Below are 16,488 nucleotides of genomic sequence, written 5' to 3'. Positions count from 1 at the left end.
TATCAAGTCTCAAGAGTGAACACGTAATTCATTACGAAGTTTAATTCTTTGAGCATCAAACTTAAATTGAAGAGTTTGATCATGGCTCAGATTGAACGCTGGCGGCAGGCCTAACACATGCAAGTCGAACGGTAGCACAGAGGAGCTTGCTCCTTGGGTGACGAGTGGCGGACGGGTGAGTAATGTCTGGGGATCTGCCCGATGGAGGGGGATAACTACTGGAAACGGTAGCTAATACCGCATAACGTCGCAAGACCAAAGTGGGGGACCTTCGGGCCTCACACCATCGGATGAACCCAGATGGGATTAGCTAGTAGGTGGGGTAACGGCTCACCTAGGCGACGATCCCTAGCTGGTCTGAGAGGATGACCAGCCACACTGGAACTGAGACACGGTCCAGACTCCTACGGGAGGCAGCAGTGGGGAATATTGCACAATGGGCGCAAGCCTGATGCAGCCATGCCGCGTGTATGAAGAAGGCCTTCGGGTTGTAAAGTACTTTCAGCGGGGAGGAAGGTGTTGGAGTTAATAACTTCAGCAATTGACGTTACCCGCAGAAGAAGCACCGGCTAACTCCGTGCCAGCAGCCGCGGTAATACGGAGGGTGCAAGCGTTAATCGGAATTACTGGGCGTAAAGCGCACGCAGGCGGTCTGTCAAGTCGGATGTGAAATCCCCCGGGCTTAACCTGGGAACTGCATTCGAAACTGGCAGGCTAGAGTCTTGTAGAGGGGGTAGAATTCCAGGTGTAGCGGTGAAATGCGTAGAGATCTGGAGGAATACCGGTGGCGAAGGCGGCCCCCTGGACAGAGACTGACGCTCAGGTGCGAAAGCGTGGGGAGCAAACAGGATTAGATACCCTGGTAGTCCACGCTGTAAACGATGTCGACTTGGAGGTTGTGCCCTTGAGGCGTGGCTTCCGGAGCTAACGCGTTAAGTCGACCGCCTGGGGAGTACGGCCGCAAGGTTAAAACTCAAATGAATTGACGGGGGCCCGCACAAGCGGTGGAGCATGTGGTTTAATTCGATGCAACGCGAAGAACCTTACCTGGCCTTGACATCCACGGAATTCGGCAGAGATGCCTTAGTGCCTTCGGGAACCGTGAGACAGGTGCTGCATGGCTGTCGTCAGCTCGTGTTGTGAAATGTTGGGTTAAGTCCCGCAACGAGCGCAACCCTTATCCTTTGTTGCCAGCGATTCGGTCGGGAACTCAAAGGAGACTGCCGGTGATAAACCGGAGGAAGGTGGGGATGACGTCAAGTCATCATGGCCCTTACGGCCAGGGCTACACACGTGCTACAATGGCGCATACAAAGAGAAGCGACCTCGCGAGAGCAAGCGGACCTCATAAAGTGCGTCGTAGTCCGGATTGGAGTCTGCAACTCGACTCCATGAAGTCGGAATCGCTAGTAATCGTAGATCAGAATGCTACGGTGAATACGTTCCCGGGCCTTGTACACACCGCCCGTCACACCATGGGAGTGGGTTGCAAAAGAGGTAGGTAGCTTAACCTTCGGGAGGGCGCTTACCACTTTGTGATTCATGACTGGGGTGAAGTCGTAACAAGGTAACCGTAGGGGAACCTGCGGTTGGATCACCTCCTTACCTGAAGATACCTTCCTTCGAAGTGCTCACACAGATTGTCTGATGAAAAAGTAACGAGCAGAAAAAACCTCTACAGGCTTGTAGCTCAGGTGGTTAGAGCGCACCCCTGATAAGGGTGAGGTCGGTGGTTCAAGTCCACTCAGGCCTACCAAATTTCTCCTCATGCTGCGTTATGCGCGGTCGTTTACCTGAGTAAACTTCCCTTCCGCATGCCTTGCCTGAGAAGAAATTACATTCTTCATGTAAGAATGTTAACTCGGTTGAGTGGTAGTAGTGGTCTCTGCAGTAACTGTATGGGGCTATAGCTCAGCTGGGAGAGCGCCTGCCTTGCACGCAGGAGGTCAGCGGTTCGATCCCGCTTAGCTCCACCATTACAGTACTTCAATACTTCAGAGCGTACCGGAAACGGTGTGCTGCGAAGTATTTGCTCTTTAACAATCCGGAACAAGCTGAAAATTTGAAACGACACGTTGTTTCATTTCTCCGTAATAAGAAATGAAAACGATGTGTTCGAGTCTCTCAAATGCTTGCAGTCTGCATGCGTAAAAACGTCTGTGGGTTGTGAGGTTAAGCGACTAAGCGTACACGGTGGATGCCCTGGCAGTCAGAGGCGATGAAGGACGTGCTAATCTGCGAAAAGCGTCGGTAAGGTGATATGAACCGCTACAGCCGACGATGTCCGAATGGGGAAACCCAGTGCACTTGTGCACTATCGTTAACTGAATACATAGGTTAACGAGGCGAACCGGGGGAACTGAAACATCTAAGTACCCCGAGGAAAAGAAATCAACCGAGATTCCCCCAGTAGCGGCGAGCGAACGGGGAACAGCCCAGAACCTGAATCAGTTTGTGTGTCAGTGGAAGCGTCTGGAAAGTCGCAGGGTACAGGGTGATACTCCCGTACACGAAGATACACTTGCTGTGAGTTCGATGAGTAGGGCGGGACACGTGGTATCCTGTCTGAATATGGGGGGACCATCCTCCAAGGCTAAATACTCCTGACTGACCGATAGTGAACCAGTACCGTGAGGGAAAGGCGAAAAGAACCCCGGCGAGGGGAGTGAAACAGAACCTGAAACCGTGTACGTACAAGCAGTGGGAGCATCCTTCGGGGTGTGACTGCGTACCTTTTGTATAATGGGTCAGCGACTTATATTCTGTAGCAAGGTTAACCGTATAGGGGAGCCGCAGGGAAACCGAGTCTTAACTGGGCGTTAAGTTGCAGGGTATAGACCCGAAACCCGGTGATCTAGCCATGGGCAGGTTGAAGGTTGGGTAACACTAACTGGAGGACCGAACCGACTAATGTTGAAAAATTAGCGGATGACTTGTGGCTGGGGGTGAAAGGCCAATCAAACCGGGAGATAGCTGGTTCTCCCCGAAAGCTATTTAGGTAGCGCCTCGTGAATTCATCTCCGGGGGTAGAGCACTGTTTCGGCTAGGGGGCCATCCCGGCTTACCAACCCGATGCAAACTACGAATACCGGAGAATGTTATCGCGGGAGACACACGGCGGGTGCTAACGTCCGTCGTGAAGAGGGAAACAACCCAGACCGCCAGCTAAGGTCCCAAAGTCATGGTTAAGTGGGAAACGATGTGGGAAGGCCCAGACAGCCAGGATGTTGGCTTAGAAGCAGCCATCATTTAAAGAAAGCGTAATAGCTCACTGGTCGAGTCGGCCTGCGCGGAAGATGTAACGGGGCTAAACCATGCACCGAAGCTGCGGCAGCGACACTATGTGTTGTTGGGTAGGGGAGCGTTCTGTAAGCCGTTGAAGGTGGACTGTGAGGTCTGCTGGAGGTATCAGAAGTGCGAATGCTGACATAAGTAACGATAAAGCGGGTGAAAAGCCCGCTCGCCGGAAGACCAAGGGTTCCTGTCCAACGTTAATCGGGGCAGGGTGAGTCGACCCCTAAGGCGAGGCTGAAAAGCGTAGTCGATGGGAAACAGGTTAATATTCCTGTACTTGGTGTTACTGCGAAGGGGGGACGGAGAAGGCTAGGTTATCCGGGCGACGGTTGTCCCGGTTTAAGCGTGTAGGCATGTGCACCAGGCAAATCCGGTGCGCTTTATGCTGAGGCGTGATGACGAGCCACTACGGTGGTGAAGTAACTGATGCCCTGCTTCCAGGAAAAGCCTCTAAGCTCCAGGTAACACGAAATCGTACCCCAAACCGACACAGGTGGTCAGGTAGAGAATACCAAGGCGCTTGAGAGAACTCGGGTGAAGGAACTAGGCAAAATGGTGCCGTAACTTCGGGAGAAGGCACGCTGGCATTAGGTGAAGGGGACTTGCTCCCGGAGCTGAAGCCAGTCGAAGATACCAGCTGGCTGCAACTGTTTATTAAAAACACAGCACTGTGCAAACACGAAAGTGGACGTATACGGTGTGACGCCTGCCCGGTGCCGGAAGGTTAATTGATGGGGTTATCCGTAAGGAGAAGCTCTTGATCGAAGCCCCGGTAAACGGCGGCCGTAACTATAACGGTCCTAAGGTAGCGAAATTCCTTGTCGGGTAAGTTCCGACCTGCACGAATGGCGTAATGATGGCCAGGCTGTTCTCCACCCGAGACTCAGTGAAATTGAAATCGCTGTGAAGATGCAGTGTACCCGCGGCAAGACGGAAAGACCCCGTGAACCTTTACTATAGCTTGACACTGAACATTGAGCCTTGATGTGTAGGATAGGTGGGAGGCTTTGAAGCGTGGACGCCAGTCTGCGTGGAGCCAACCTTGAAATACCACCCTTTAATGTTTGATGTTCTAACGTAGGCCCGTAATCCGGGCTGCGGACAGTGTCTGGTGGGTAGTTTGACTGGGGCGGTCTCCTCCCAAAGTGTAACGGAGGAGCACGAAGGTTGGCTAATCCTGGTCGGACATCAGGAGGTTAGTGCAATGGCATAAGCCAGCTTGACTGCGAGAGTGACGGCTCGAGCAGGTGCGAAAGCAGGTCATAGTGATCCGGTGGTTCTGAATGGAAGGGCCATCGCTCAACGGATAAAAGGTACTCCGGGGATAACAGGCTGATACCGCCCAAGAGTTCATATCGACGGCGGTGTTTGGCACCTCGATGTCGGCTCATCACATCCTGGGGCTGAAGTAGGTCCCAAGGGTACGGCTGTTCGCCGTTTAAAGTGGTACGCGAGCTGGGTTTAGAACGTCGTGAGACAGTTCGGTCCCTATCTGCCGTGGGCGCTGGAGAATTGAGGGGGGTTGCTCCTAGTACGAGAGGACCGGAGTGAACGCACCACTGGTGTTCGGGTTGTCATGCCAATGGCATTGCCCGGTAGCTAAGTGCGGAAAAGATAAGTGCTGAAAGCATCTAAGCACGAAACTTGCCCCGAGATGAGTTCTCCCTGACTCCTTGAGAGTCCTGAAGGGACGTTGAAGACGACGACGTTGATAGGCCGGATGTGTAAGTGCAGCGATGCATTGAGCTAACCGGTACTAATGACCCGTGAGGCTTAACCTTACAACGCCAGAGGCGTTTTGAGTTGAGAGACGCAAAGAATTTTCAGCATTGTTTACCGGATAAAGAATTAGCGGAAACGAAAGATTTTGCGCTGAGGCAAGGCGGCCAGCGAAGTAAAGGAAGGAGCATACATGAGTATGTGACTGAGTTTACGAGCGCAGGCAACGCAGCATCAGTGAAAAATATTCGTTTCGTGCACCAAGATTTGCCTGGCGGCTGTAGCGCGGTGGTCCCACCTGACCCCATGCCGAACTCAGAAGTGAAACGCCGTAGCGCCGATGGTAGTGTGGGGTCTCCCCATGCGAGAGTAGGGAACTGCCAGGCATCAATTTAAGGTACTTGCCCGAAAGGGTAACACCGGTTATCAGCGAGACCCCGCTGGTAATGCAGTATTCGGTGGTGCGGTAGTTCAGTCGGTTAGAATACCGGCCTGTCACGCCGGGGGTCGCGGGTTCGAGTCCCGTCCGCACCGCCACCCTCATTTAGGGGCGTAGTTCAATTGGTAGAGCACCGGTCTCCAAAACCGGGTGTTGGGGGTTCGAGTCCCTCCGCCCCTGCCAGAAAACAATCCTTTGCTTAGGCAAAGGATTTTTTTTTGCCTGAAATAACAGGTGTATTTCCACTACCACCTCATTAGTCAGCCTGCTTTAGCACAAAATGCCTCAGATCTTTTCGTGATGGAGGGAATTGAGCTTCACCAATATCCACTCAAACCCTTCTGTTTTTATTACATCAATGCGTTAATACCGGATATTTGAGCAACTGACGAATATGGGCCTGTTGATCGCTATTTTGTAGCCATACCGCATAAAGAGGTCTGACAGCGACAGGGGTATCAGGAATAACCATCAGATCGCTATAAAGGCTGTGCCAAAAATCAGGCAAAAACGCGCAAGCGCCAGTGGTATGCAGCAATTCTCGGGTAACATGCGCCGATGTTGTGGTTAATACCGGAACGTCATCACTGGACAGATAATTTTCATGTTGATGAAAATCTGCTCCCCATTCCAGTTTGATGTAATCATATTTTTCACGCTTTTCAGTTTTACGCGCACGAAATAATGCGAGTGAAATGTGGCCAATTTGCTGACTGGTCAATTCATCCATCTTTGGCGCTTCGGTGGTGATCAAAAGATCAAGCTGGCGTTCATGTAACTGCTTTACCAGTAAGTGCCGTTGTGCAATACGCGCTTCAAGGTGCAGGCTTTCCCTGTTCTCATAAAGCGATTGTAACCAAGGGGTTAGATAAGCCTCCCATAGCGATGCACTGGCTCCGATAGAAAGCTCATGATGCTGCTGGGTATGGGAAACTTCCTTTTTTGCCATCAGCCAGGTGCTCATCAAGCTCTCGGCATAGGGTAATAAGCGTTCACCGGCAGAAGTCAGCCGGATGTTATTACGATGACGAGTAAAAAGGTTAACGCCCAGCTGGTTTTCCAGTTGGCGAATGCGAAAACTAACGGCAGATTGCGTGAGGTAAAGCGCTTCAGCAGCACGCCCGAAATGGCGAGTTCTGCTCACTTCGAGGAAAGTTTTCAGTAATTCCGTATCCACAGCATTCTCCCAAAAAATGTTTGTCGTATTGATTTAAATGTTTTGTTTTACACTCTGTCAAGCCTATCTAATACTCCGCGCCATAAATAGCACGGCCATATGAGAATCAGGAGCGTGTAAAATGGCGGATAGCTTCGCAACAACGAATCGTTTCTTTGATAACAAGCATTACCCTCGTGGTTTTTCGCGTCATGGTGATTTCACCATTAAAGAAGCTACGCTTCTTGAGCGCCACGGTTTTGCCTTTAATGAACTGGACCTGGCAAAGCGTGAGCCAGTGACGGAAGAAGAGCGTTTATTTATTGAAGTATGTCGTGGTATTCGTGAGCCGCAAACGGAAGCTGAGCGTGTATGGTCGAAATATACCGCACGTATCAAGCGTCCTAAGCGTTTTCACACGCTTTCTGGCGGCAAGCCGCAGATGGACAGCGTCGAAGATTACAGCGACAGCGAAGACTAAGAAACGGGGCAGGTGCCCCGTTTTTTTATTCCAGGCTTTTGTGTAGATAGATCATCAGGCGATCAATACTGCGGTACCCCACCGCCTCCTGCAGGTGATGACGAGTAATCTGTGCCTCCCCAGCTAAATCTGCGATGGTTCTTGCCACTTTCAGGATGCGTTGCCAGGCGCGCACCGACAGACCAAGCGAATTCAGCACCTCTTCAAGCCATCGGGCATCTTCCTCCTCAAGTTCACACCAGCGCTGTATCTCCGCATTTGACAGATGCGCGTTCACTTTCCCACTGCGATTAATTTGATGTTGCCGTGCCGCAACAACCCGTTGCAGCACTTCTGCACTGCTCTCACTGGGGTGCTGTTTCTGGCTGAGGGTTCCACTGGGTAATAAGGGGACTTCCAGAGAGAGATCAAAGCGGTCGAGAAAAGGACCGGAAAGACGGCTGAGATAGCGCAATACCTGCTGTGGGGTACAACGGTTATGGGTTCCCTGATAATGACCGGTTGGGCTGGGATTCATGGCACCAATTAACTGAAAGCGTGCCGGATAGGTGACTTTAGCACGGGTGCGCGAGATGGCAATCTCACCGGATTCAATCGGCTCGCGTAACGCATCCAGCGCCCGACGTTCAAACTCGGGTAACTCATCCAGAAAAAGCACGCCATTATGCGCCAGCGAAATCTCACCCGGACGGGGTAAGGAACCGCCGCCAATCAGGGCATACAGCGAAGCGCTATGATGTGGCGCACGAAAGGGGCGTTTGCGCCATTGTTGTTGAAGGTTACCGCTGCTGACCAGACTGGCGATGGCAGCACACTCCAGTGCCTCCTGCTCGTTCAAGGGGGGCATGATGCCAGGTAAGCGTGTGGCCAGCATGGTTTTCCCGGTTCCCGGCGGACCCAGCAGCAGCAAATTGTGCCCGCCCGCAGCGGTAATCTCCAGTGCCCGCCGTCCTTGTTCCTGTCCAATGATATCGCGCAGATCCTGATTGTCGTTGTCAGTGATCTCAGGCTGATAACACGCAATGGGTAACTCGGTTTGATTATGCAGAAAGGCGCAAATTTCCAGCAGATGTTTGCCAATCAAGGTTGTGCCTTGCTGAATTAAACCCACATCCTGTTGATTCTGTTCAGAGAGCACCATCTGCCTGCCCGCCTGAAGGGCTGCCATAGCCGCAGGAATGGCGGCCTGAACGCCACAGAGCGCGCCGTTCAGGGCTAATTCACCCAGGAATTCATATTGCGCGAGTTTCGCGTCAGGAAGCTGCTCTGAGGCGGCGAGAATTGCAATGGCGATCGGCAGGTCGTAACGCCCCCCCTCTTTAGGGAGATCGGCAGGGGCCAGATTGATGGTGACGCGTTTAGCCGGAAAGGTGAATCCGCTGTTGATGATCGCGCTGCGGACCCGCTCACGCGCTTCTTTCACCGTGGTTTCTGGCAAACCGACCAGCGTTAAGGCGGGTAGGCCATTACTGATATGGACTTCCACTGTCACCAGCGGTGCCTGTACACCCAAAGCTGCGCGTGTTAAAACCCGTGATAAAGACATAACCACTCCTTGTTGGTGCTATCTTGCCGGGCTTGAAAAGAATGGCCTAATCGCGTTCATCAGAGTTGCGTGCAGGGTTCCACCATTTCGCTGCTAATTTCTGCTCATTCATGTTTTTTGGAAGCAAGTCCTCAGAATAAAATCGAATGTTACGACGCGGTCGTAATGAATATTTATCACAAATAAAAATAACCGTTAACTTACAAGGTGATAACTGTCTCGGTGCCGTTGTGTCATAAAAATTTCTGATGAAAATTATTGTCAATGCCCCGATAACTATGGTAACTCTGTAGGTATTACTTCGAACAATCGAAAAAACGAACAACATATGAAAGCCCTTCTACAAGTGATTAGCCTAGTCGTGATTAGCGTGGTGGTGATTATTATCCCACCGTGCGGGGCTACGCTTGGAGAAAGAAAGGCTTAAAAATCAAGCCCGGAATTCGAAAAACCCCCGCACCGCAAGGTCCGGGGGTTTTTTTTCGACCAGGCAAAATATCAGCGAATCATCGAGGAACAGATAATGAACAGTAGCATAAAATTCTGTTGTTCCCGCAGGGATACAGGAGAATAACCATGACAGGTGCACAGTGGGTAGTTCAGGCTTTACGCGCGCAGGGTGTTGATACAGTGTTTGGTTATCCTGGCGGTGCCATCATGCCAGTGTACGATGCGCTCTACGATGGCGGCGTGGAACACCTACTGTGTCGGCATGAGCAAGGTGCGGTGATGGCGGCGATTGGCTATGCCCGTGCGACGGGTAAAACCGGCGTCTGTATCGCCACCTCGGGTCCTGGTGCTACTAACCTGATCACTGGTCTGGCTGATGCGATGATGGACTCCATCCCGGTTGTTGCCATTACCGGCCAGGTAGCTTCCCCGTTTATCGGCACCGATGCGTTCCAGGAAATTGACGTTCTCGGCCTGTCACTGGCCTGCACCAAGCACAGCTTCCTCGTTGAATCCCTTGATGATTTGCCTTCGGTGATGGCAGAAGCCTTCGCCATTGCCCAGTCTGGTCGTCCCGGCCCGGTACTGGTTGATATCCCGAAAGATATTCAAATCGCCAACGGCGATCTCACGCCGCACCTGCTGCCGGTTGAAGAGGCGTTGAGCCATTCACCGCAACATATCGCGGAAGCGCGTGCGTTGATGGCGCAGGCGAAAAAGCCGATGCTGTATATCGGTGGTGGTGTGGGAATGGCGCAGGCCGTCCCGGCGTTACGTGCGATGGCGATCGATACCGGCATCCCGATGGTTGCCACCCTGAAAGGGCTGGGCAGCGCAGATGCCAACAGCGATCTCTACCTCGGCATGCTGGGAATGCATGGCACCAAAGCCGCTAACCTGGCGGTTCAGGAGTGTGATTTGCTGATTGCCGTGGGTGCGCGTTTTGACGACCGCGTGACCGGCAAGCTCGACACCTTCGCGCCACACGCCAGCGTGATCCATATTGATATCGACCCCGCTGAGCTGAACAAGCTGCGTCGTGCGCACGTCTCGTTGCAGGGGGATTTGAACCAGGTGCTGCCTGCGTTAAGCATGCCGCTGCAAATCGATGCCTGGCGTAGTGCAGTTAAAGCGATGAAAGCGGAATTCGACTGGCGCTACGACCATCCGGGCGACGCGATCTATGCGCCGTTGTTGCTGAAACAACTGTCCGATCGCAAAGCCGACAGCGCAGTGGTGACCACTGACGTGGGTCAGCATCAGATGTGGGCGGCGCAGCATATGTCGTTCAGCGCGCCGGAAAACTTTATAACCTCCAGTGGTCTCGGCACCATGGGCTTTGGCCTGCCGGCTGCGGTGGGTGCCCAGGTAGCCCGTCCGAACGATACCGTCATCTGCGTATCGGGTGACGGTTCAATCATGATGAACATTCAGGAACTGGGCACCATCAAGCGCGGTAAACTGCCGGTTAAAATCCTGCTGCTGGATAACCAGCGTCTCGGCATGGTGCGCCAGTGGCAGCAGCTGTTCTTTGATGGCCGCTACAGCGAAACCATCCTGACTGATAACCCCGATTTCCTTACGCTGGCCAGCGCTTTTGATATCCCCGGCCAGCGCATTACCCGTAAAGATCAGGTCGACGCCGCCCTTGATGCTCTGCTGAACAGTGAAGGTCCTTACTTCCTGCATGTTGCGATTGATGAGCATGAAAACGTCTGGCCTTTGGTGCCACCTGGTGCCAGCAACGCAAACATGATGGAGAAAACCGTATGAACCAGCATCAATTGTCTATCGAAGCGCGCTTCCGCCCTGAAATATTGGAACGCATTTTGCGCGTCGTGCGCCACCGTGGTTTCCAGGTGTGCACCATGAACATGGCATCAGCCGCGAATGCCGAAAACATTAATATCGAAATGACCGTTGCCAGCCAGCGCTCTGTCGATTTACTGTCTTCGCAGTTAAGCAAACTGATGGATGTCGCTTGCGTCCAGATCCAACAACAGACAACACAACAAATCCGTGCCTAGTCGCGAAAGGAAATAACAATGAGTACGAAGAAAGCAGACTTTATTTGGTTCAATGGGGAGATGGTTAAGTGGGAAGACGCCAAGGTCAGCGTCATGTCTCACGCGTTGCATTACGGTACTTCTGTGTTTGAAGGCGTGCGTTGCTACGACTCTCACAAAGGCCCGGTGGTGTTCCGTCATCGTGAACACATGCAGCGTCTGCACGACTCCGCCAAAATCTACCGCTTCCCGATTAAAGCCAGCGTAGATGAGCTGATGGAAGCCTGCCGCGAAGTGCTGCGCGTCAACAAATTGAAAAGCGCTTACATCCGTCCGCTGGCCTTCGTCGGCGACGTGGGTCTGGGTGTGAACCCGCCAGATGGCTACACCACCGATGTGATCATCGCTGCATTCCCGTGGGGTGCTTACCTGGGTGCTGAAGCGCTGGAGCAGGGCATCGACGCGATGGTGTCTTCCTGGAACCGCGTAGCCCCGAACACCCTGCCAACCGCAGCAAAAGCCGGCGGTAACTACCTGTCTTCTCTGCTGGTCGGCAGCGAAGCACGTCGCCACGGCTATCAGGAAGGTATCGCTCTCGATACGAACGGCTATATTTCAGAAGGTGCCGGTGAAAACTTGTTCGAAGTGAAAGACGGTATTCTGTTCACGCCGCCGTTCACCTCTTCTGCGCTGCCGGGCATCACCCGTGATGCCATCATCAAGCTGGCGAAAGACATGGGTATCGAAGTCCGCGAGCAGGTGCTGTCACGTGAATCACTGTACCTGGCTGACGAAGTGTTCATGTCCGGTACTGCCGCAGAAATCACCCCGGTACGCAGCGTTGACGGTATCCAGGTGGGTGCAGGCAAATGTGGTCCAGTGACCAAACGCATTCAGCAGGCATTCTTTGGCCTGTTCACTGGCGAGACTGAAGACAAATGGGGCTGGCTGGATCAGGTTAACCCATAACAAGTTTTTTCGCGGACGCAGCAGCGTCCGCGACATTATCCTTACTGGAGTAAATAGAGCATGCCTAAGTACCGTTCCGCCACCACCACCCATGGCCGTAACATGGCGGGTGCCCGTGCCTTGTGGCGCGCGACAGGAATGACCGACGCCGATTTCGGTAAGCCGATTATCGCCGTGGTCAACTCATTCACCCAATTCGTGCCAGGCCACGTCCACCTGCGCGATCTCGGCAAACTGGTCGCTGAACAAATCGAAGCGGCTGGCGGTGTGGCTAAAGAGTTCAACACCATTGCGGTGGATGACGGTATCGCCATGGGCCATGGCGGCATGCTGTATTCACTGCCTTCGCGTGAGCTGATCGCTGACTCCGTCGAGTACATGGTCAACGCCCACTGTGCCGATGCGATGGTCTGTATTTCCAACTGCGACAAAATCACCCCGGGGATGCTGATGGCGTCACTGCGCCTCAATATTCCGGTGATCTTCGTGTCGGGTGGCCCGATGGAAGCGGGTAAAACCAAGCTGTCTGACAAAATCATCAAGCTGGATCTGGTGGATGCGATGATTCAGGGTGCAAACCCGAATGTCAGCGATGCCGACAGCGAGCAGATCGAACGTTCCGCCTGTCCGACTTGTGGTTCCTGCTCCGGTATGTTCACCGCTAACTCGATGAACTGCCTGACTGAAGCGCTGGGTCTGTCGCAACCGGGTAACGGTTCGCTGCTGGCAACGCACGCTGATCGTAAGGATCTGTTTATCAATGCCGGTAAGCGCATTGTTAACCTGACCAAACAGTATTACGAGCAGGATGATGAACGCGTGCTGCCGCGCAACATCGCCAGCAAAGCGGCATTTGAAAACGCCATGACGCTGGATATCGCCATGGGTGGCTCTACCAACACTGTCCTGCACCTGCTGGCAGCGGCGCAGGAAGGCGAAATCGACTTCAACATTTCCGATATCGACCGTCTGTCGCGCAAAGTACCGCATCTGTGCAAAGTGGCACCGAGCACCCAGAAATACCACATGGAAGATGTGCACCGCGCGGGTGGTGTGATCGGTATCCTCGGTGAGCTGGATCGTGCTGGCCTGCTGCACACTGATGTGCGTAACGTGCTGGGTCTGAACCTGCGTGAAACGCTGGATCAGTACGACATCATGCTGACCAAAGACGAAGCAGTGAAAAAGATGTTCCGCGCCGGTCCGGCCGGGATTCGTACTACTCAGGCGTTCTCACAGGATTGCCGTTGGGACACGCTGGATGACGATCGCCAGGAAGGTTGTATCCGCACCCGTGAATTCGCGTTCTCTCAGGACGGTGGTCTGGCGGTGCTGTACGGCAACCTGGCAGAAGACGGTTGCATCGTAAAAACCGCCGGTGTGGACAAAGAAATCCTGACTTTCAAAGGTCCGGCCAAAGTTTACGAAAGCCAGGATGACGCGGTTGAAGCGATCCTCGGTGGTAAAGTGGTGGCGGGCGACGTGGTGGTCATTCGCTACGAAGGGCCGAAAGGTGGACCGGGCATGCAGGAAATGCTCTATCCAACCACTTACCTGAAATCGATGGGCCTTGGCAAAAGCTGTGCATTGATCACCGATGGTCGTTTCTCTGGCGGTACGTCAGGTTTGTCTATCGGCCACGCTTCACCGGAAGCGGCCAGCGGCGGCACCATTGCGCTGGTGAAAGACGGCGACATCATCGAAATCGACATCCCGAACCGTGGCATCAAGCTGGCGGTGCCGGAAAACGAACTGCACGCCCGTCGTGAAGAGGAAGAAGCCCGTGGTGATGCAGCGTATACGCCGCATGGCCGTGTGCGTCAGGTCTCCTTCGCCCTGCGTGCTTATGCATCACTCGCGACCAGCGCTGACAAAGGCGCGGTGCGCGATAAGTCTAAGCTGGGAGGCTAACAGATGGCTGAGTCTCAACCGCTACCCGCGGCGCCCTGCGGCGCGGAGTATTTGCGCGCGGTATTGCGTTCACCGGTGTACGAAATTGCACAGGTCACGCCGTTACAGAAAATGGAGAAAATTTCATCGCGTCTTGGCAACACCATTCTGGTGAAGCGTGAAGATCGACAGCCGGTGCACAGCTTCAAGCTGCGCGGGGCTTACGCGATGATTGCCGGGCTGACTGAGGAGCAGAAAGCGCGCGGCGTGGTGACGGCATCTGCCGGCAACCATGCGCAGGGCGTGGCCCTCTCAGCCAGTACCTTAGGCATCAAATCACTGATTGTGATGCCGCTGGCCACGGCAGATATCAAGGTTGATGCGGTGCGCGCATTTGGCGGTGAGGCTTACCTGTTTGGGGCCAACTTCGACGAAGCAAAAGCCAAGGCGATCGAGCTGGCGGAGCAGCAAGGTTACACCTTCGTTCACCCGTTTGATCATCCGGCGGTGATTGCCGGACAGGGTACGCTGGCGATGGAGCTGTTGCAGCAGGATGCGCATCTCGATCGCGTCTTCGTGCCGGTCGGTGGCGGTGGCCTGGCGGCGGGTGTGGCGGTGCTGATCAAGCAGCTGATGCCGCAGATTAAGGTGATTGCTGTCGAGTCGGAAGACTCAGCCTGCCTCAAAGCGGCGCTGGATGCGGGTCATCCGGTCGATCTGGCGCGGGTGGGTTTGTTTGCTGAAGGCGTGGCGGTGAAGCGCATCGGCGACGAAACCTTCCGTCTGTGCCAGGAGTATCTCGACGACATCATCACCGTGGATAGCGATGCCATCTGTGCTGCGATGAAAGATCTGTTCGAGGATGTGCGTGCGGTGGCGGAGCCTTCCGGGGCACTGGCACTGGCCGGGATGAAAAAGTACATCCAGCAGCACAACATCAAAGGCGAACGCATAGCGCACGTGCTGTCGGGCGCTAACGTCAACTTCCATGGCCTGCGTTACGTCTCCGAGCGTTGCGAACTGGGTGAGCAGCGTGAAGCGTTGCTGGCGGTGACCATTCCTGAGCAGCAGGGGAGCTTCCTGAAGTTCTGCCAGACGCTGGGTGGACGCTCCGTGACGGAGTTTAACTATCGCTATGCCGATGCTGACAACGCCTGCATCTTCGTTGGTGTGCGCTTAACGCGCGGGCTGGAGGAGCGCAGCGAAATCATCAGCCAGCTGACGCAGGGTGGTTATAACGTGGTGGATCTCTCCGACGATGAAATGGCGAAGCTGCATGTGCGCTACATGGTCGGTGGTCGTCCTTCGAAACCGCTGCGTGAGCGCCTGTTCAGCTTTGAATTCCCGGAAGCACCCGGCGCGCTGTTGAAGTTTCTGCAAACGCTCGGTACGCACTGGAATATCTCGTTGTTCCATTATCGCAGCCACGGCACCGATTACGGTCGGGTGCTGGCGGCGTTTGAACTGGGCGATGATGAGCCGCGCTTTGAGGAGCACCTCACGGCGCTGGGTTATGACTTCCACGACGAAGCCAATAACCCGGCGTTCCGCTTCTTCCTCGCCGGTCAGTAGCTACAGCAGGTTCCAGAAGGCATTGATAAGCGGCTCTCCGAGCCGCTTTTTTTGTACGCACACGCCCAGTTCGAGCGGTGCGACCGATTCGACATTCTCCAGCACCAGCACGCGATTACGTACCGGCTCCGGGCTGTTTTCCAGCACCACGTCGGGCAGCAGCGCAATGCCACATCCCAGCGCCACCATCGACACAATCGCCTCATGGCCTGATACCGTGGCATAAATCAGCGGATTGGGGATACGGCGGCGGCGAAACCACAGATCAATTCCCCGTCGTGCAGGCCCTTGTTCCGGCAGGATAAACGGAATCAACGACCAGTCAGGTTCATCCTGTGTCGCCTGGTTACGCACCGGACAGGGCAACGCCGGGGCGATCAGGACCAGCGGAATCAGCCCAAGTGGCGTAAAATCTATGCTGGCGGGCAGCGATTCAGGACGACCGGCAATCGCCAGGTCAGCTTCACCGGACTGCACCATTTCAATTGCATCGGCGGCATCGCCGGTGGTGAGCTTGATCTCCACCTGCGGGTGTTCCGCGCGAAAGCGATCGAGAATCGGCGGCAGATGACTGTAGGCTGCTGTAACCGAACAAAACAGACGTAACTCGCCACTGAGCGAGGGGCCGTTCAGGTCCATCACATGACGCAGTTGCTGATATTGCAGCAGAGTTTGCTGGGCAAACTGACGCAGCCGTTCACCGGCTTCGGTCAGCGTCACGGTACGGTTATCACGCAAAAACAGCGCGTGGCCGACATCCTCCTCAAGGCGCTGGATCTGGCGCGACAGGGTAGATGGGCTGACATGCATGGCGCGTGCTGTGCGGCCAAAGTGGCAACTTTCGGCCAGATGGAGGAAGAGTTTCAGGTCTCGTAAATCCATGCGCGGGTAACCTCGAAGTAATATTGCAAATCCTGCAACGTGACCTTGTAAATATATCAATTTAAGCAACAGATTTCCTGTCAT

Annotated in this window: 10 protein-coding genes, 4 tRNA genes and 3 rRNA genes; 14 read left to right on the top strand and 3 right to left on the bottom strand. The window is 54.2% G+C overall.

All coding sequences use genetic code 11. The annotated features are described in order from the left end of the window. The first annotated feature begins 63 nt into the window (after window positions 1–63). From PAT9B_RS19405 to PAT9B_RS19375, 7 genes are all read left to right on the top strand, one after another. Window positions 64–1,605 (top strand): 16S ribosomal RNA (locus tag PAT9B_RS19405). 74 nt (window positions 1,606–1,679) lie between these two features. Continuing rightward, window positions 1,680–1,756: transfer RNA gene (locus PAT9B_RS19400), tRNA-Ile, on the top strand. A gap of 144 nt (window positions 1,757–1,900) precedes the next feature. Continuing rightward, window positions 1,901–1,976: transfer RNA gene (locus tag PAT9B_RS19395), tRNA-Ala, on the top strand. A gap of 194 nt (window positions 1,977–2,170) precedes the next feature. Continuing rightward, window positions 2,171–5,075, top strand: a 23S ribosomal RNA gene (locus PAT9B_RS19390). Between the two features lie 208 nt (window positions 5,076–5,283). After that, window positions 5,284–5,399: ribosomal RNA gene (gene rrf, locus PAT9B_RS19385) — 5S ribosomal RNA — on the top strand. The 16S, 23S and 5S rRNA genes sit together here with 4 tRNA genes alongside, the layout of an rRNA operon. A 74-nt stretch (window positions 5,400–5,473) precedes the next feature. Beyond that, window positions 5,474–5,550, top strand: a tRNA-Asp gene (locus PAT9B_RS19380). A gap of 9 nt (window positions 5,551–5,559) precedes the next feature. After that, window positions 5,560–5,635, top strand: a tRNA-Trp gene (locus PAT9B_RS19375). A 172-nt stretch (window positions 5,636–5,807) separates the two neighbouring features. On the opposite strand, the gene hdfR is transcribed toward PAT9B_RS19375, so the two are convergent. After that, complete coding sequence (gene hdfR / locus PAT9B_RS19370) at window positions 5,808–6,629, bottom strand: HTH-type transcriptional regulator HdfR (protein ID WP_013510967.1); 822 nt, start codon at window positions 6,627–6,629, stop codon at window positions 5,808–5,810. 121 nt (window positions 6,630–6,750) lie between these two features. On the opposite strand from hdfR, the gene PAT9B_RS19365 reads away from it, so the two are divergent. Next, window positions 6,751–7,089, top strand: a complete 339-nt coding sequence (locus PAT9B_RS19365) for a DUF413 domain-containing protein (protein ID WP_013510966.1) — start codon at window positions 6,751–6,753, stop codon at window positions 7,087–7,089. A 25-nt stretch (window positions 7,090–7,114) separates the two neighbouring features. Here PAT9B_RS19365 and PAT9B_RS19360 read toward each other — a convergent pair whose 3' ends face one another. After that, window positions 7,115–8,635, bottom strand: coding sequence for a YifB family Mg chelatase-like AAA ATPase (locus PAT9B_RS19360; RefSeq protein ID WP_013510965.1), 1,521 nt, complete (start codon window positions 8,633–8,635; stop codon window positions 7,115–7,117). 328 nt (window positions 8,636–8,963) lie between these two features. Between PAT9B_RS19360 and ilvL the strand changes: the two genes are divergently transcribed. From ilvL to ilvA, 6 genes are all read left to right on the top strand, one after another. Beyond that, window positions 8,964–9,062 (top strand): ilv operon leader peptide, encoded by a 99-nt coding sequence (gene ilvL / locus PAT9B_RS29830; protein WP_071783595.1) that lies wholly within the window; start codon window positions 8,964–8,966, stop codon window positions 9,060–9,062. Window positions 9,063–9,211: 149 nt separating this feature from the next. Next, the gene (gene ilvG, locus PAT9B_RS19355; RefSeq protein WP_013510964.1) at window positions 9,212–10,858 is read left to right on the top strand and encodes an acetolactate synthase 2 catalytic subunit; all 1,647 of its coding nucleotides are present in this window, start codon (window positions 9,212–9,214) and stop codon (window positions 10,856–10,858) included. Beyond that, window positions 10,855–11,112 carry an acetolactate synthase 2 small subunit gene (gene ilvM, locus PAT9B_RS19350; protein WP_013510963.1) on the top strand — a complete coding sequence of 86 codons (258 nt, stop codon included), beginning with the start codon at window positions 10,855–10,857 and terminating at the stop codon, window positions 11,110–11,112. The genes ilvG and ilvM overlap by 4 nt, the downstream gene beginning before the upstream one ends. A gap of 18 nt (window positions 11,113–11,130) precedes the next feature. After that, the gene (gene ilvE / locus PAT9B_RS19345) at window positions 11,131–12,060 is read left to right on the top strand and encodes a branched-chain-amino-acid transaminase (RefSeq protein ID WP_013510962.1); all 930 of its coding nucleotides are present in this window, start codon (window positions 11,131–11,133) and stop codon (window positions 12,058–12,060) included. Window positions 12,061–12,120: 60 nt separating this feature from the next. After that, on the top strand, window positions 12,121–13,971 hold the full coding sequence (gene ilvD, locus PAT9B_RS19340) for a dihydroxy-acid dehydratase (RefSeq protein ID WP_013510961.1): 1,851 nt from the start codon (window positions 12,121–12,123) through the stop codon (window positions 13,969–13,971). 3 nt (window positions 13,972–13,974) lie between these two features. After that, a complete protein-coding gene (gene ilvA / locus PAT9B_RS19335) occupies window positions 13,975–15,522 on the top strand; it encodes a threonine ammonia-lyase, biosynthetic (protein ID WP_013510960.1) in 1,548 nt (515 codons plus the stop codon). Here the strand turns inward: ilvA and ilvY are convergent, their stop codons facing one another. Continuing rightward, window positions 15,523–16,404, bottom strand: coding sequence for an HTH-type transcriptional activator IlvY (gene ilvY, locus PAT9B_RS19330; protein ID WP_013510959.1), 882 nt, complete (start codon window positions 16,402–16,404; stop codon window positions 15,523–15,525). It abuts the gene before it with no gap. Window positions 16,405–16,488 lie beyond the last annotated feature (84 nt).

Origin of the sequence: Pantoea sp. At-9b (assembly GCF_000175935.2) — a bacterium.
GTDB lineage: Bacteria > Pseudomonadota > Gammaproteobacteria > Enterobacterales > Enterobacteriaceae > Pantoea.
Note: the sequence above shows the minus strand (reverse complement) of the source record. Positions and strands in the feature narration are given on the sequence as shown.

Excerpts from the sequence above, each read along its gene's own strand:
- ilvL (WP_071783595.1), top strand. The coding sequence starts at position 8,964 with ATGAAAGCCCTTCTACAAGTGATTAGCCTAGTCGTGATTAGCGTGGTG.
- PAT9B_RS19365 (WP_013510966.1), top strand. The coding sequence starts at position 6,751 with ATGGCGGATAGCTTCGCAACAACGAATCGTTTCTTTGATAACAAGCAT.
- ilvM (WP_013510963.1), top strand. The coding sequence starts at position 10,855 with ATGAACCAGCATCAATTGTCTATCGAAGCGCGCTTCCGCCCTGAAATA.
- ilvG (WP_013510964.1), top strand. The coding sequence starts at position 9,212 with ATGACAGGTGCACAGTGGGTAGTTCAGGCTTTACGCGCGCAGGGTGTT.
- ilvD (WP_013510961.1), top strand. The coding sequence starts at position 12,121 with ATGCCTAAGTACCGTTCCGCCACCACCACCCATGGCCGTAACATGGCG.
- ilvE (WP_013510962.1), top strand. The coding sequence starts at position 11,131 with ATGAGTACGAAGAAAGCAGACTTTATTTGGTTCAATGGGGAGATGGTT.
- ilvA (WP_013510960.1), top strand. The coding sequence starts at position 13,975 with ATGGCTGAGTCTCAACCGCTACCCGCGGCGCCCTGCGGCGCGGAGTAT.
- ilvY (WP_013510959.1), bottom strand. The coding sequence starts at position 16,404 with ATGGATTTACGAGACCTGAAACTCTTCCTCCATCTGGCCGAAAGTTGC.
- PAT9B_RS19360 (WP_013510965.1), bottom strand. The coding sequence starts at position 8,635 with ATGTCTTTATCACGGGTTTTAACACGCGCAGCTTTGGGTGTACAGGCA.